14 protein-coding genes are annotated in these 15,932 nt (G+C 54.1%); 12 read left to right on the forward strand and 2 right to left on the reverse strand.

The genetic code is table 11. The annotated features are described in order from the left end of the window. Positions 1-123 precede the first annotated feature (123 nt). Together glmU and ACKGJP_RS01095 are read left to right on the forward strand one after the other, a co-directional pair. Positions 124-1,515: a bifunctional UDP-N-acetylglucosamine diphosphorylase/glucosamine-1-phosphate N-acetyltransferase GlmU gene (gene glmU, locus ACKGJP_RS01090; RefSeq protein ID WP_409343874.1), complete on the forward strand. Its 1,392-nt coding sequence runs from the start codon at positions 124-126 to the stop codon at positions 1,513-1,515. 154 nt (positions 1,516-1,669) lie between these two features. Next, complete coding sequence (locus tag ACKGJP_RS01095) at positions 1,670-2,296, forward strand: 50S ribosomal protein L25 (RefSeq protein ID WP_409343875.1); 627 nt, start codon at positions 1,670-1,672, stop codon at positions 2,294-2,296. Between the two features lie 774 nt (positions 2,297-3,070). Here ACKGJP_RS01095 and murQ read toward each other — a convergent pair. Then, positions 3,071-3,982 carry an N-acetylmuramic acid 6-phosphate etherase gene (murQ, locus tag ACKGJP_RS01100; protein WP_409343876.1) on the reverse strand — a complete coding sequence of 304 codons (912 nt, stop codon included), beginning with the start codon at positions 3,980-3,982 and terminating at the stop codon, positions 3,071-3,073. A gap of 26 nt (positions 3,983-4,008) precedes the next feature. Further along, positions 4,009-4,956 carry an N-acetylglucosamine kinase gene (locus ACKGJP_RS01105; RefSeq protein WP_409343877.1) on the reverse strand — a complete coding sequence of 316 codons (948 nt, stop codon included), beginning with the start codon at positions 4,954-4,956 and terminating at the stop codon, positions 4,009-4,011. A gap of 309 nt (positions 4,957-5,265) precedes the next feature. Between ACKGJP_RS01105 and ACKGJP_RS01110 the strand changes: the two genes are divergently transcribed. From ACKGJP_RS01110 to ACKGJP_RS01155, 10 genes are all read left to right on the forward strand, one after another. Then, entirely contained in the window at positions 5,266-6,633 is a 1,368-nt protein-coding gene (locus tag ACKGJP_RS01110; protein WP_409343878.1) for an ABC transporter substrate-binding protein, read from the forward strand. Between the two features lie 114 nt (positions 6,634-6,747). Then, a complete protein-coding gene (locus tag ACKGJP_RS01115; RefSeq protein WP_409343879.1) occupies positions 6,748-7,665 on the forward strand; it encodes a carbohydrate ABC transporter permease in 918 nt (305 codons plus the stop codon). 13 nt (positions 7,666-7,678) lie between these two features. Next, positions 7,679-8,512, forward strand: coding sequence for a carbohydrate ABC transporter permease (locus ACKGJP_RS01120; protein WP_409343880.1), 834 nt, complete (start codon positions 7,679-7,681; stop codon positions 8,510-8,512). A 133-nt stretch (positions 8,513-8,645) separates the two neighbouring features. After that, positions 8,646-9,752, forward strand: a complete 1,107-nt coding sequence (locus ACKGJP_RS01125) for an ABC transporter ATP-binding protein (RefSeq protein ID WP_409343881.1) — start codon at positions 8,646-8,648, stop codon at positions 9,750-9,752. Positions 9,753-9,791: 39 nt separating this feature from the next. After that, positions 9,792-10,523, forward strand: a complete 732-nt coding sequence (locus ACKGJP_RS01130) for a hypothetical protein (protein WP_409343882.1) — start codon at positions 9,792-9,794, stop codon at positions 10,521-10,523. Positions 10,524-10,588: 65 nt separating this feature from the next. Beyond that, positions 10,589-11,791, forward strand: a complete 1,203-nt coding sequence (locus tag ACKGJP_RS01135) for an exo-beta-N-acetylmuramidase NamZ domain-containing protein (RefSeq protein WP_409343883.1) — start codon at positions 10,589-10,591, stop codon at positions 11,789-11,791. 43 nt (positions 11,792-11,834) lie between these two features. Continuing rightward, a complete protein-coding gene (locus ACKGJP_RS01140) occupies positions 11,835-13,025 on the forward strand; it encodes an anhydro-N-acetylmuramic acid kinase (RefSeq protein WP_409343884.1) in 1,191 nt (396 codons plus the stop codon). 88 nt (positions 13,026-13,113) lie between these two features. Beyond that, a complete protein-coding gene (locus ACKGJP_RS01145; protein WP_409343885.1) occupies positions 13,114-14,070 on the forward strand; it encodes a GNAT family N-acetyltransferase in 957 nt (318 codons plus the stop codon). Positions 14,071-14,105: 35 nt separating this feature from the next. After that, positions 14,106-14,813, forward strand: a complete 708-nt coding sequence (locus tag ACKGJP_RS01150; RefSeq protein ID WP_409343886.1) for a PIG-L deacetylase family protein — start codon at positions 14,106-14,108, stop codon at positions 14,811-14,813. 60 nt (positions 14,814-14,873) lie between these two features. After that, entirely contained in the window at positions 14,874-15,722 is an 849-nt protein-coding gene (locus ACKGJP_RS01155) for a MurR/RpiR family transcriptional regulator (protein WP_409343887.1), read from the forward strand. Positions 15,723-15,932 lie beyond the last annotated feature (210 nt).

The raw sequence follows: 15,932 nt of genomic DNA on the forward strand, positions 1-15,932 counted from the left end.
AGAGGCTCTCTTTTCTTTTGCCGCGGAGTGCGATATATTCATAGTGGCTATTTATATAGCAACGGACGTTGAATTTATTCATATGATGATTCTATATGCTCGAAAGAAACGGAGTGAGATTCGTTGAAATTATTTAGTATCGTTCTTGCCGCCGGGCAAGGGAAACGGATGAAAACCAAGAAGCATAAGGTGCTGCACGAGATTTGCGGAAAGCCGATGATTGAGCGTGTGGTCGGCATTATCGAACGGCTGCGGGCGAACCGCCAGATCGTCGTCGTCGGATACGGCGCGGAATCCGTTCAAGCCTATTTGGGGGACCGCGTTGAATTCGCCATGCAGAGCGAGCAGCTGGGGACCGGCCATGCGGTGTTGCAGGCGAAGGAGCAGCTGGAGAACGAGGAAGGCGTTACGATCGTCGCTTACGGCGATACGCCTTTGCTGCGGGAGGAGACGCTGTGCAGAATGCTTGAGATGCACCGCGAGCAAGGGGCTGCGGCAACGATCATGACAGCCGTCGTGAAGGACCCGACAGGTCTAGGGCGCATAATCCGTACAGAGGACGGCTATGTGACGGGGATTGTGGAGCAGAAGGACTGCACGCCGGAGCAGGCGCTCATCCCGGAAATCAATGCGGGAACCTATTGCTTCGACAATCGGAAGCTTTTTGCTGCGCTCGCGCAGGTAACCAATCATAACTCGCAAAAGGAATACTATCTAACTGACGTCATCGGTATCCTCAAAAATCAAGGCGATAAAATTATCGGCTGCATTTCCGACGACCCGACGGAAGCGATGGGGGTCAACGACCGGGTTCAATTGGCCGAAGCGGAACGCCTCTTGCGGGAGCGGATTGTGCGCGGGCATATGCTGAACGGCGTCACAATCGTCGATCCGGCGCAAACGTATATCGAGGACGGCGTAGAGATCGGCATCGATACGACGCTGCTGCCGGGCTGCGTGCTGAAGGGAGCTACGAAGATCGGAGAAGATTGCGTAATCGGTCCGTATACGGAGCTGGCCGATACGAAGGTTGCCGATCTGGTCGAGATTAAGCAATCGATTCTGCATCAAGCGACCGTAGGCAGCCACTCGTCCGTAGGGCCGTTTGCTTATTTGCGCCCGGGGGCGAAAATCGGCGAGCACGTCAAGATCGGCGATTTCGTGGAAATCAAAAATGCGACGATCGGCGAAGGCACGAAGGTGTCCCATCTGACTTATGTGGGCGATGCGGTCGTAGGCAAAAACGTCAATTTCGGCTGCGGATCGATTACGGTCAATTATGACGGCTTCAACAAACAGCTGACCGAAGTGGGTGACGATGCGTTCATCGGCAGCAACGTCAACTTGATCGCACCCGTGAAGATCGGGAATGCGGCTTATGTAGTGGCCGGATCGACGATCACCAATGACGTATCCGAGAACGATGTGGCAATCGCACGGGAGCGGCAGGTGAATAAAGCGGGCTACGCGGAGAAGCTGCGTGAGCGGTTTCGGGCGAAAAAAGCGCAAGATTGATAGAGGCGGCATTGCTGATGCGGTATATCGGTGTTTGGAAATTCCTCCATTTGGGTAAAGTATAGGGTAGCAATGTGCCTTAAACCGGTTTCGAGCGGGCTTGATGAGCCGCCGGAAGCCGGCGCGAGGAATTACGCCAAAGGAGGATCCAAACATGGGTATGACGTTGAAGGCGGAAGCCCGTTCGCTATCCACCAAATCGGAGATCAAGAAGCTGCGGGAAAGCGGTAAAATTCCCGGTTCGGTATACGGCAAGAAGATCGGCAGTTCCTCGATTGCGGTAGACGCAAAGGAACTGCTGACGCTGCTGCGGAGCAATCCGCATGCGATTGTGAGCTTGGATATTCCGAATGAGGGCGTTCAGCCTGTCATGATTCAGGACGTCCAGCGCGATAAGCTGAGCCGTTCGCTGCTGCACATCGATTTCCACCAGATCAACATGAATGAGCCGGTGCGCACGATGGTTGCCGTCGAGCTGACGGGCGAGCCGCAGGGCGTTAAAACCGGCGGTATTTTGCAGGTGCAAATGCATGAGGTGGAAATTAGAGGGCTGCCCGATCTGATCCCGGGAGCCATTACATTCGATGTGAGCGGTTTGGAGATGGGCGATCTGCTGCATGCCGGCGATTTGCCGATGCCGGAAGGCATTGAGCTCAAATCGGCCCCGGACGATGTGGTCGCCACGATCTTGGTGCCGCAGAAGGAAGAATCGGACCAAACGGAGCCGGTAGCACCGGAGAACAGAGGGAAGGCGGATCTGGAACCGGCGTCGCCGGTATAAGCGAAAGCTTCGCGTGTCTAGCAGTCCCGGAAGCTGAAGTAGACAAGGGGTATTTGCAAAAAAAGGATTGAGCAGCGTACGATTCCTGCTCAATCCTTTTCTTTTTGACCGTGAGGTTCGCCATTTGTGAAAGGTTCCGGGATTCCGCTACGATTTGGCATGAAGGCAAAAGTCTGAGCCCGAGATAGTGAACTCAGGTTCAGTAATAGTGAACTTGCGTTCACTATTACTACTCTGTTGACCCTCTTTCGAGCGAATAGTGAAGCAGACGGGACTATTTGGCCGTGAGGTTCACTATTTGTGAAGTTTGCTTCACTATTTTGCATGGAGTCGTGTTTTAGAGCTGGGATAGTGAAGATAGGTTCAGTAATAGTGAACTTGTGTTCACTATTTTGCTCGCTCGTACGTTCACTGCTTTGTGAGGGGACGTATCCAGTAGGTGGGGACTGCAGTCAGTGGGTGTGGTTAGTGGTGCAGTCAGTGGGAGTGGTTAGCGATGCAGTCAGTGGTGCAGTCAGTGGTACAGTCAGTAAATGCAGTCAGTAAGTGAGGCAGCAAGTGTAGCCAACAAATAAAGGTAGTAGTGTGTTCCGTAAGTACCAGTATATGCGGTCGGTTAGTGAAACCTGTTCGTGTCTGTTAGCGTGGTTTGTTGATAAATTTGTGAGCGATCGCATAAAACGGAGAGGCTGTCCCGTCGCCATTTTCATGGCTTTCGGGACAGCCTCTTGCTTTGCGTGTATGGAAAACGGAAGTGTGACCCTCCGCTCTACTTTATGCTTCCGATGCCAGCTTGACGGCTTCGCGCACAAACCCGTTGGAGCGGGTAAGAAGCTTGTCGGCGTTATGACGGTCGACATTTGCGAGCAGCATGACGATAGCCGTCTTCACATGCCCGTCCGCCTGCTGGTACGCCTCTTCGATTGCGGTATCCGTCGCATCCGTAGCCAGCCCAATGATCCTTTTGGCGCGGTGAACGAGTTTGGCATTCGACGGGTTCAAATCGACCATCAGGTTGTCGTAAACTTTGCCCATCCGAATCATGGCCGTTGTCGTCAGCATGTTTAGGATCAGCTTCTGCGCCGTACCCGCCTTCATCCGCGTCGAGCCGAGCACGACCTCCGGACCGACGACCGCTTCGATCATATGATCGGCGCAGTCGCGCATAGGCGTCCCGCTGTTGTTGCACAAGCCGATTACGGTAGCGCCCAGCTCCCGAGCGCGTTTCATCGCACCGATCACGTAGGGGGTTCTGCCGCTTGCCGCAATCCCTACCACGGTGTCGTCCGGCCCTACGCCAAGAGCGTCGATGTCGCCGGCGCCTTCTTTCGGATTGTCCTCCGCGCCTTCGACGGGATCTTTAATGGCGCGATCGCCGCCGGCGATGACGCCTTGGACCATAGACGGATCCGTACCGTAGGTAGGCGGGCATTCGCTTGCATCCAGGATGCCGAGACGGCCGCTTGTGCCAGCTCCGATATATAACAAGCGCCCGCCCTTTTGAAAGGACTGCAGAATAAAGTCCGCGGCTTTGGCGATTTCCGGCGCAAGCTCTTGAATTTTGACCGCAATTTGCCGGTCTTCCTCGTTGATGAGCCGGATGATTTCTTCGGTAGATAAACGGTCGATATTCCGGCTTCGAGGATTGACCTGCTCGGTCGTCAGTTCGTCTAACAAGTTGTACATTTCAGTCGACTCCTTTGAAGGGTGTTTCATAGGCTGTTATGCTCCCGGTATCGTTTTAGCGCGAGTAATGCGGCGCCGTATGCAGGCGGCTGGGTGGAAGCGTGAAGGGTTACCCCTGGATAAGTCCCCGCAACCTTTTCCCTGAACAATCCGGAGAACCGCGAAGAGTGAGTGAAAATGGATCCGGTCGTAACGAGATCGCATGCTTGGAACCATTCGTTTTTCCCGATCAGCGCAATGGCCGCATCCGCGAGCTCGCCGGCTGCATACAGGAGAATGTTTACCGCCGCCTTGTCGTCATCTTCGCTAGCACGGATGCAAATTTCGGCAAATTTGGCGATGTCGCTCTTCTGGATGGAATCGTTATAAATATAAGGCTTGAGTTCTGCAAGGGATGAGAAGCCGTAGGCTTCGAGGAGCAGATCCGTCATCCGGGTCGGCGGGATAATGCCGTCGAAGCTTCTCATGATCGTTCGTAAAGTGCGCAAGCCGATTTCGTAACCGCTGCCTTCATCCCCGAGGAGATGCCCCCAGCCTCCAACGCGATACCGCTCTCCCTCCGGCGATAGTCCGAAGACGATCGATCCCGTACCCGATATGGCGATAATGCCTTCCTCCCGGCCGAGAGTAGCCATCAGCGCAATTTGCGCATCATGCAGTAAGGAAACGTCGAACGTCATTTGGCGTTCCTTCTGATAGTCTTGCAAATAACGTTGGACCGCCCGCTGCTCCTCCTCCGTGCTCACCCCGGACAGCCCCAATGCGGCGGCCGTCAAGTCGAAGCCTTGTATGGCAGGAGAGGCTAACGCAGCATCGAGCAATTCACCGAGATTCCGCATGGCCTTGGGAAAGGTCACGGCGTGAGGATTCGTCGATTCGCCGGTAAGCCGCAGCAGCAAGTCTCCATTCTGATCGAGAGCGAGCGCTTCCGTCTTCGTGCCACCGCCATCGATTCCAAGGACAAGCTTCATCATGATCACCTGCTTCGTGGACGTAGTATCTTGAATTTAGTATAAGGGAATCCATTTTTGTTGTAAAATAAAAAATTGTCTTTTTAAAAATTTCTTGAAATAATATTTCAACGAGATTATAATAAGATAGTGAAAGCGGTCCCATCCGATTTTCAAAAATGCGGCTCTGCTTTCCGATCTTCAGTCCGTATGTGTTCGTACAAGGAGGGGGTAACCCGTAGTATTCCCAATAATGCGAATAACTTATCTCACTTCCATGCAAACTGAAGTCATACGTACTAACCATCACTTACTTAGGGGGAACGAAACAAGATGAAGATGAGTAAATGGTTTGCCCTGCCTATGAGCCTTGTACTTGTCGCGGGCATTGCAGCATGCGGCAAGAAAGAAGAAACGACCGAACCGGGTAAAGCCGATACGACGCCGGATACGGTTAAAGTTTGGACTTATCCCGTACATGGCACCTATGAGAATGATATGAAGGATTTGGTTGCCGAATTCAACAAGCAATACCCGCACATCAAAGTGGAATACGAAGTGCTTTCTTGGGCTGAAGGTCCGAAGAAATTCGACGTTGCCCTCAACGCAGGCGACCCGCCGGACTTGTATTTCAGCGCTGTGAACGGGCAATATGTGGATACGGGCCTCTTGCTTCCGCTGGATTCGCACATGACGAAAGAAATCAAGGCCGACTTCGTCCCGGGCGCACTGGAAACGATGCAGCTCGGCGGCAAGCAGTACGGCATTCCGTTGTACCAAGCGCTGTGGGGATGGGGAGCGAACAAGCGCATCCTGACCGAGGCTGGAGTGGACTACAAAAAGATCCAAGAGCAAGGCTGGACTTGGAGCGAGTTTACGGAAATCGCCAAAAAGCTGAACAAGAAGCTTCCTGACGGATCGCAGCAATATGCGCTTGTTACGGACGGCACTTCCCTTGACTTCCTCGACATGCTGAGCCGCTCTAATGGTTTGGTGGATTCCGTCGACGAGAAGGGCGCCTTCATCTGGAACGACGCCAAAATTCTCGATACGCTCAAATTTATCGATTCGTTGCGCAAAGACGGCTTGATGCCGAAGGAAACGGCGGCAATCGCGCCTGCTAAACGTTCCGAAATGTTCTACGCCGGACAAGCCGCGATTATCAGCAAAGCTATTCCTTACTACGACATCATGATCGCAAACCGCAATAAAGATATCGATGCAGGCAAAGTAAAAGGCGAGAAAATCGAGTACGTCCAATTGCCGGTGCCGCATGGCAACTCGATTCAAGGCTACGGTAAAACGCTCGGTAACGGAGAAGGCTACGTCATGTTCCGCCAGAAAAACGATAAAGGCGCGCAACATGCCAAGAACACGTTCCTAGTCATGCAAGCTCTTACGGGGGCAAAAGCGGGCAACTCCGCGAACGAGTTGGCTCTGCCGTTCCTCAGCCAATCCCAAGCCAAAATGTACGAAGGCAAGAGCATGGCGAAGGCGGAAAATCAGGCAACGGCGCAAAAAATGCGCTCCAACGCGTCGCCTAACGTTTCCCTGAGCATTACGACTGAAAAAGCGGCAAGCTTGAAGCAATACCGCGAGCAAGTCGTTAAGCCTCAATTGCAAGCTTTGTTTGCCGGAGAGAAAACGCCGGAGCAAGTAGCGGACGAATTCAAATCCAAAGGCCAACAAATGTTGAAATAGTCTTTCTGCAGTATAATGATTTGGTAAGGCGACTAAACAAACGTTACATGCAAGGCAAAGAGCCCTATATGGTTTCATATGGGGCCTCTTTTTTCCGAGAATGGAGGAACATGGGTGGATAATCGTATCGTTCAACCTAAACCGGCCGCATTTTCTTTCACCCGCTTTTGGAAAGAGTACGGCTGGGCCTATTTGTTTATTTTGATTCCCATATTGTTGTTTTTGGTGTTCACGCTGTACCCTGTCATTTCGGCGTTTATTATGAGCTTTCAAAAATATAACGTATTGAAATCGAGATGGATCGGTCTGGACAACTACTCCTATATGCTTAAGGACGACGTTTTCTGGAAATCCGTTAAAAATACAGTTATCTTCACCATCGGAACCGTTCCGATCAATATCGCCATTACGTTTATTCTTTCGTTCTTCATCTTCCAAATGAAAAATACTTGGCAGACGTTCTTCAAGGCGACGCTTTATTTGCCTGCGGTCGCTTCAGGCGTCACCATTTCGGTTGTATGGCTCGCTATTTTCGATCCGACCTCCTCAGGGTTGATGAACAAAATATTAGGCACCTTCGGCATCGATCCGGTCGTTTGGCTGGGGCAATCCAGTACGGCGCTATTCTCGCTCATGCTGATGAACTATTTGGGCGCGCACGGTGCCGGGATCATCTTGTACTTGGCGGCGATGGGCGGCATTCCGAAATCGCTCTACGAAGCGGCCGATATCGACCATGCCAGCGGCTGGGCGAAATTCAGCAAAATCACTTGGCCTCTTCTGAAGCCTACGACTCTATACCTTACCGTTACAGGCGTGATTACTTCGTTCCAGGTGTTTATCAGCGTTTATATGATGACCTCCGGCGGACCGAACTTCGCTACGACGACCATTGCTTATTTGATTTACCAAACGGCGTTCAACTTTTCCAATTTCGGACTGGCTTCCGCTCAGTCATTCGTTTTGGCGGCCATGATCATTCTCGTTTCCGTCGTCCAATTCAAATATTTCTCCTCCGATATCGAATATTAGGGTGGTGTGCTCGTTGCATTCAAAATCCAAAACCATTTTCATAACGATTGCCGCAGCGGTGCTGCTCCTGTGGGTGTTAATCTCGATCGTGCCGCTCTATTGGATGATTATCGGCTCGTTTCAGGACTCGAAAGCCTCGGCGTCGTTTCAGCCGCAATGGCTTCCTGACGTATGGTCGATCGCGCCTTACGAACGGTTTTTCGGCAAAACGCTGGCGCTTCGGTGGCTCGGCAACTCCTTGTTCATTTCGGCCGTGCTGACGGTAACGAACGTATTTTTCGCTTCGCTGGCGGGCTACGCCTTCGCGAAATTGAATTTCCCGGGCCGCAACTCGATCTTTTGGGTGCTGCTCAGTACGATGATGATTCCCGCACAGGTTACGCTGATCCCGCTGTACGTACTTATGATCAACGTGTTCGACCTCGGCAATACGTACACAGCTATTTTGCTGCCGTCGATCGCTAGCGTAGGGAACATCTTCTTGATGAAGCAATATATGTCCAGCTTGCCTACGTCGCTTATCCATGCGGCGCGAATCGACGCGTGCAGCGAGTTCGGCATCTTCTGGAAGGTTATATTGCCGATTGCCAAGCCGGGTCTCGCCGTGCTTGCGATTTTCACCTTCGTCGCCAGCTGGAACGACTTCTTCTGGCCTTTGCTCGTCACGAGCACGAATGACATGCGTACCATTCAGGTCGGCTTGTCCACGTTCCGCTTCGCGGAAGAGACGGACTTCGGGGCGATCATGGCCGGCGCTACAATAGGCGCGCTGCCGATGTTCATTCTATTCTTCTCGCTGCAAAAGTATTTCCTGCAAGGCATTACGATCGGCGCCGTTAAAGGCTAGACGATTACGGCGATGCGTATAGATTACGCGCATTCTGTTCTTTGGGCCCCCTCCGGAAAGCGATAGGATGACCGTCGCAGGTACGCTTAGCTTTTTGGGGGATGAGTTTGGGACTATTCAAGGAGGAATCCAAGTGGCAAAAGTCGAGTTTAGAAACGTTGTCAAAGAATACGTGGACGAAAAGAGGGGCAATTTTACTGCGGTAACCGGCTCCGACTTCGTCATTAACGATAAAGAGTTTGTCGTATTTGTCGGCCCTTCGGGCTGCGGAAAATCTACATCCTTGCGGATGATGGCGGGTCTTGAGCGCCAAACGAGCGGGGATATCGTCATCGGCGACCGCATCGTCAACGACATGCATCCGAAGGATCGCGATATTGCTATGGTGTTTCAGGACTATGCGCTGTATCCCCACATGACGATCCGGGAGAACCTGTCGTTCGGACTGAAAAACCTGAAGCGTCCGAAGGACGAAATCGAGCGTAAGGTGGCGGATGCCGCTACTATTTTGGGATTGACGGACATGCTGGAGCGCAAGCCCCGCGAACTGTCGGGCGGTCAAAGACAGCGCGTTGCGGTAGGCCGCGCAATCGTGCGCGATCCGCAGGTGTTCTTGTTCGACGAGCCGCTCTCCAACCTGGACGCTAAGCTTCGCGTTCAAGTTCGCGTGGAGCTGGCTGAGCTGCACAAGCGTCTCGGCGCGACCATCGTATACGTAACGCATGACCAGGTAGAGGCGATGACGCTGGGCGAGCGGATCGTCGTCATGAACAAGGGGGCCATCCAACAAATCGCATCCCCGACCGAGCTGTACAACAAGCCGAACAACATGTTCGTCGCAGGCTTTATCGGTTCGCCGGCGATGAATTTTATCGATGCGAAAATCGAAGGCGGGAAAGCCGTGTTCGAGGGGGGCTCTATCGTATTGGAAGATGCGATGGTGGCCGGTCTGAAAGCTTACGAAGGCAAAGCTGTCGTCATGGGCATTCGTCCCGAGCATATTTACGGCGAAGATTTCGTTCATATCGCATCGAAAGAGCATACGATAACGGCGCAAATCCAGGTTATCGAGAATTTGGGCGCGGAGAACCTGCTCTATTTCCGCATCGGCAGCAGAATGGTGACGGCACGCGTCAATCCGGAAACGGAAGGGCGCAACGGCCAAACGAAGGTGTTCGTCCTTGACCGCAGCAAGCTAACGTTCTTCGACCCGGCTACAGAGGCGCGTATTGCTCTATAATCCGGTTCACGGCAGTCCGATTCAGGAGGGGATATTGGCATGAAGAAGCTTAATCAGATCGTCGCTCAATCCGGGGCGCAAGTTTTCCGGGAGATCGTCCCGGTAGCTTTATTCAGCATCGTCAGTTCGTTGGTGCTGCTGCCCTTTATCTTTTTCCTGCCAATCGGGATGGCGGTATTCTTGGCGGTGCTGCTGTATGTGCCGATTTGCACGGGCGTGCTTTATGCAACCCACCGCATGCTGGAGGGCGGCAAAGGCAAGCTCCGCTTGATGTGGGCGGGAGCGCTCAAGTTTTACGGGGCTTCTCTTGTTTACGGGATCATGCTTGCCGTGATGGGGCTCATTTTGGGTTCGTCCTGGTGGTATTACGGGGGCAAAAGCGGAGCGTTTTATTTCGTTATCGCGGTGTTTCAAACGTATTTCGTCGCCATGGTGCTAGTCTCGCAGGTTTATACGCTTCCCTTGGTCGTGCAGGAACGAATGGGCATCTTTGCGGCGATCGGCCGCAGCTTTAAGTTATTTATAACGAATCCGTTATACACGATCGGCGCTTTTATTCAAATTGTTTGCCTTACCGTTATTTTAAGCATCACGATTGTCGGATTCGGCTTCCTGTATGTGGGGATGATGGGCGTTTATTTGAATATGCTGACCGCTAACCTCATACGCAAGGAAGGAGCCGATAATGGCTCGGGCATCGTAAACCCGATTGACGAAGCGGCCTATGCCAAGGAGCTTGGCGGCGAACCGCAGGTAGCTGCTTTTCGGTAACCGCCGGCGGTTCGGCAATGGTTCCGGCGCATATTCGGCCGAATAAAGCGAGGAGTGTTTCCAAGATGAATACAGCGGAAAAGAAACCGGCGGTTCTAACGGGAGCCGACCGGCTGGTGAATTGGGCTGAGCGCAACCTGCAGGGGGCCCGCATCGGACTTCTGACCAATCCCACGGGCGTGAACCGGCAATTCCGTTCGACTGTGGACGTATGCGCCGACTTGACTTCGGTCAAGCTGACGGCGTTGTATGCTTGCGAGCACGGCATTCGCGGAGAACGGCAGGCGGGTGTATTATTTGAGGACGAAACGGATGACCGCCTGGGCATTCCGGTATACAGCTTGTACGGCAAGAGCAAGAAGCCGACTGCTGAGATGCTGGAGCATGTCGACGCGGTCTTATTTGACATTCAGGATCTGGGCGTACGCTTTTATACGTACATGACGACGATGCTGTATATGATGGAGGCTTGCGCGCAAGCAGGCAAAACCTTCGTACTGCTCGACCGTCCTAATCCGCTGGGCGGGAACGTCAGCGAGGGAGGCATGCTGGTTCCCGGATTCGAATCGATGGTCGGCGGCTTTGCCGTTCCGTTCCGTACGGGGCTTACGCTCGGCGAGTTCGCCGGGTATGTGAACAGCCGGATCGAGCCGGCGTGCGATCTGCGGGTCGTGCCGCTGGAAGGCTGGAGCCGGGACATGGAGTTTCCGGATACGGGGCTTCCTTGGATCATGCCTTCCCCGAACATGCCGACGATGGATACCGTCCGAGTCTATACGGGCAACTGCTTGTTCGAAGGGGCGAATTTGTCGGAGGGACGCGGTACGACGAAGCCGTTCGAACAGGTCGGAGCGCCATGGATCGACGGCGCCGAGCTGAGCCGCGTCATGAACGGATACGGACTTCCGGGCGTTCATTTTCACCCGGTTACGTTTACGCCGATGTTCTCAAAGCATCAGGGAGCCTTATGCGGGGGCGTACAAACGTTCGTTACGGATAAGACGACGTACAGATCCCTGGAAAGCGGACTTACGCTGCTGCATACGATAGCCCGAATGTACGGCGAAAACTTTGAATGGATCGCACCTTTTAAGGAGGGGCGAAAGCATTTCATCGATTATTTGACGGGAAGCGACCTCGTTCGAACGTCCATCGGGGAAGAGGCCGGCTTGCAAAACATCGTGAAGCGGTGGTCCGTTGAAGCGGAAGCTTGGATGCAAGAGCGGAAGCCGTTCTTATTATATGAAGAGGGCGAGCGTCAAGCTTAGCCCACACAGCCGGATCGGTCCGGAAGCGGGAGGGGAGAGTCCCATGTTAGCAGCACTTATCAATAAAGATAGCCGGCTTATAGCCGGACTTATGTCGGGAACTTCGCTCGACGGCGTCGATGTGGCGATCGTCCGTATAACGGGCAGCGGGCAAGACTCGAAGGTGGATCTGGTCCACTACGGAGCGACTACGTATGACGATACTCTGCGAGAGCGGCTCAAAGAGTTGTGCAGCATCGAGCATTCCGACGTGGCGCAGGTGTGCGGCATGAATTTCTATATGGGCCGAGTGCTGGCGGATGCGACGAAGAAGGTTGTCGCGGAAGCCGGCTTGACGATGGAGGATATCGACCTGATCAGCTCTCACGGGCAAACGGTATGGCACATTCCCGAAAACGATCCGAAGGATGAAATCCTTGTCCGGTCGACGCTGCAGATCGGCGATCTGTCCGTGATCGCCAAGGAAACTGGCAAGCCCGTTATCGGAGACTACCGGACCGCGGATATGGCGGTCGGCGGTCAAGGGGCGCCGCTCGTGCCTTACAGTGATTATATTTTGCTTCGTCATGAGACCAAAGGGCGTATCGCGCAAAATATCGGGGGGATCGGCAACTGTACGGCGATTCCCGCCTCCGGACGGCCGGAGCAAGTCATTGCCTTCGATACCGGCCCCGGCAATATGCTGATCGACCAGGCCGTATATACGCTTTCGGGCGGTGCGCAGAGCTATGATGCGGGCGGCGAATGGGCGGCTCGCGGAAGCGCGGACGTCGGCTTTGTCGAGCAAATGATGAGCCATCCCTACTTCGCACGGCCGCCGGTAAAGACTACCGGACGCGAGCTGTTCGGCAAAGCATACGCGCTTGACTGGATCGGCCGCATGCAACGCGAAGGCCTTTCGGACGCTGATATCGTCGCCACGTTTACCGCATTTACGGCCCGCTCGATCGCCCAGAGCTACCGCGATTTCGTCCTGCCGGTCATGGCGGTCGAAGAGGTTTTCGTTTCCGGCGGCGGCGCGCACAACAAGACGCTGCTCCGGATGCTAGGCGATCTGCTTCGTCAGCAGCGGATTACGACATCCGACGAGCTTGGCATCTCCGGCGACGCCAAGGAGGCGGTGGCGTTCGCGATTTTCGCCAACAACGTGCTGTTCGGCATCCCGAACAATCTTCCTTCCGCTACGGGGGCTGCTAAGTCTACCGTGATGGGTAAGCTCGCTTTTCCGTTCTAAAAAATAGATTCCCTTGCAACAAATCAAAACGATGCGCTGCGGGCAACAGAACCGCAACCCGACAACCGACAAAGGAGTTGTACGCCGCATGGTCACTTACCGCACTTATCAATCGGGCGATGAAATTCAGCTCGTTCCATTATGGAACCGCTGCTTGACGAAGGACCCCGTTACGCCGATTCGCTTTCGCAACCTGGTTCTGCTTGATGCGAACTTCGATCCGCAGGGGCTGCGGATAGCCGTAGACGGTGAGAATCGCGTGATCGGCTGCGTCTACGCGGTTCGCCGCCTGCTTCCGATGCACGGGACGGAGCTGGAGCCGGAGAACGGCTGGATTCCTTTCTTCTTCGTCTCGCCTGCGTATCGCCGCCAAGGCGTCGCTTCCCGGCTCATGCAGGAAGCAGTCGCTTTTCTGCGGGAGCAGGGGCGGACGAACATTTTCTTCTCGTCGTATGCCCCGAATTATATTACGCCGGGCATCGACGAAACGAGCTATCCGGAAGGCTACGCCTTTCTGCAAAGCCAAGGCTTCGCCCGGTTGTACTCCCCGATCGCGATGGACTACTCGCTGGTCGATTACGAAGCGCCGGCGGAAATCGAGGAGCTGAAGCGGCAGCGCGCTGCCGAAGGCTACGAGTTCCGGCAAGCGGCGGACGGCGACTTGTACGAGGTCATTCAGTTCGCGAACGACGTGTTTAACCCGGATTGGGGCCGCGCGATCCGCGAAGGCGTTCTGCAAGGCTTGCCGCTGGAGAGCATCCTGATCGTCAGAGACAACGGGAAGCTCGTCGGCTTCTGCTTGCATGGGGGCTATGAGGGCGTCAAGGAGCGTTTCGGGCCGTTCGGCGTCGACCCGGGGCAGCAGGGCAAGGGGCTGGGCAAAATTTTGCTGTACGACTGCCTCACCAACATGCGTGCCCAAGGGCTGCACGGCGCATGGTTTCTTTGGACGGGCGAAACGACGTCCGCCGGTTATTTGTACAAGAAGGTCGGGTTCTCGATTACCCGCCATTTCCACGTCATGAAGCTCAGCAACCCGTCGTAACTCAAGCAAACCAACGGATAGAGGAGACGAACGCCATGACTACAGAGAAAAAATCTCATATTTTGGCAATTGGCGCCCATGCGGGCGATATGGAGCTTTGTGCGGGCTGCGTAATCGCGAAATACGTGCAAGAAGGGCATAAAGCGACGATGCTTCACTTGACCCCGGGCGAGAAGGGACATCCCCGTCTGACACCGGAGGAATACGCGAAGCAAAAAATCGAAGAGGCGCACAAGTTCGGCGAAATCGTCGGCTGCGACGTGAAGTTCCTGAATTACAAAGACGCTGAGATTCCCGTAAACGACGAGATCAAGTATCAAGTCGCGGACGTGATCCGCGAGGTGAAGCCTGACATCATCATCACCCACTGGAAGAACAGTATGCACAAGGACCATATGAACACCCACTACATCGTACAGGATGCGCATTTCTACGCGGCGCTCAAAAATATCGAACGGCCTCTGCCGAGCCATTTTGCCCGTAAAATGTATTTCACCGACAACTGGGAGGACGCCGACGACTTCGTGCCGGAAGTATTTATCGACATTCCGGACGCAGCCTTCGACACCTGGGTGAAAGGCTTGACCCAATACGCTCTCGGACGCGGCGAGACGGGCTTCCCGTATCTCGATTACTATAGCGCCCTGAAAGTCGTCCGCGGCGCTCCGGTATACATGAAGCGTGCGGAAGCGTTCGGCGTTCCACGCGGCGCCCATAACAAACGGCTTCAAATGTTCGAATAGGCGCAACCCTATTCTTTTATACAGGTTTGCATTAAAATGGGAGAAAGGGGGGATGGCGTGATGAACGGCGGTTTAGTGAGACTTCGGGAGATTATTGATCATATCACCGCTTCCGAGCGTAAAGTAGCCGAATTCATATTGAACGATCCTGCCAAAATGATCGGGCTGTCCGTCGCCCAGCTCTCCCAGCTTAGCGGAGGCAGTCAGGCGGCGATCATCCGGCTGTGCAAGTCGATGGGGCTCAAAGGCTATCAGGAGCTTATGCTGAAGGTCGCAGGCGATTTGCAGCAGGGGATCAACGAAGAGGCGCAAGGCTATCAGGAGATTCGGCCGCACGATTCGATCGAAACGATCGTGCAGAGCGTCTCAAACAACAACATTCAGTCCATCAGGGATACGCTCAAAATTTTGGATGTGGCGATGGTGGGCAAGGCGATCGATGCGATGTGTCAGGCGGAACGGGTGTTTTTTTACGGCCTCGGCGCTTCCAATCTGATCGCGCAGGATGCGCAGCACAAATTTTTGCGGATCAACAAGACAAGCTTCTCCTTCACGGATCCGCATCTTCAGCTGACTTCGGCCGTCATGCTGAAGAAAGGAGACGTGGCGGTGGCGATTTCGTATTCCGGAGAAACCGACCATGTGATCGGGGCGCTGCAAACGGCGAAGGAAGCGGGTGCTACCGCGATCAGCATTACCAAGTACGGCAATTCGACCTTGAGTACGATTGCGGACATCCCGCTGTTTACGTGCTCGACAGAAAATGAAATACGAAGCGGCGCGACGTCGTCGAGGATCACCCAGCTGAATGTCATCGACATTCTGTACCTTGGGGTGGCAAGCCGGAGCTATGAACATTCGGTCACGTATCTTGAGAAAAGCAGAGCGGTCATTAAACAGCTGGGCTGACCTGCGTGAGGTAAAGCTCTCCCTATCCAGAGCGAGGAAACGCGTTTCATTTCCGGAGCTGCTGTATGGGCGGGGGCTTTTTTGCCTATTCGTTCGGCTGAGAAGGGCGGCGGGTTTGCGGGCGCTGTATGGGCGGCGTGCAGGAAAACGTGCAGGGGAAAGCGAAGATATGGCGGAAGGTTGGGATGTTCCCAACCTTCCTGCTGTACC

The organism is Paenibacillus litoralis, from assembly GCF_046244365.1.
Taxonomy (GTDB): domain Bacteria; phylum Bacillota; class Bacilli; order Paenibacillales; family NBRC-103111; genus Paenibacillus_V.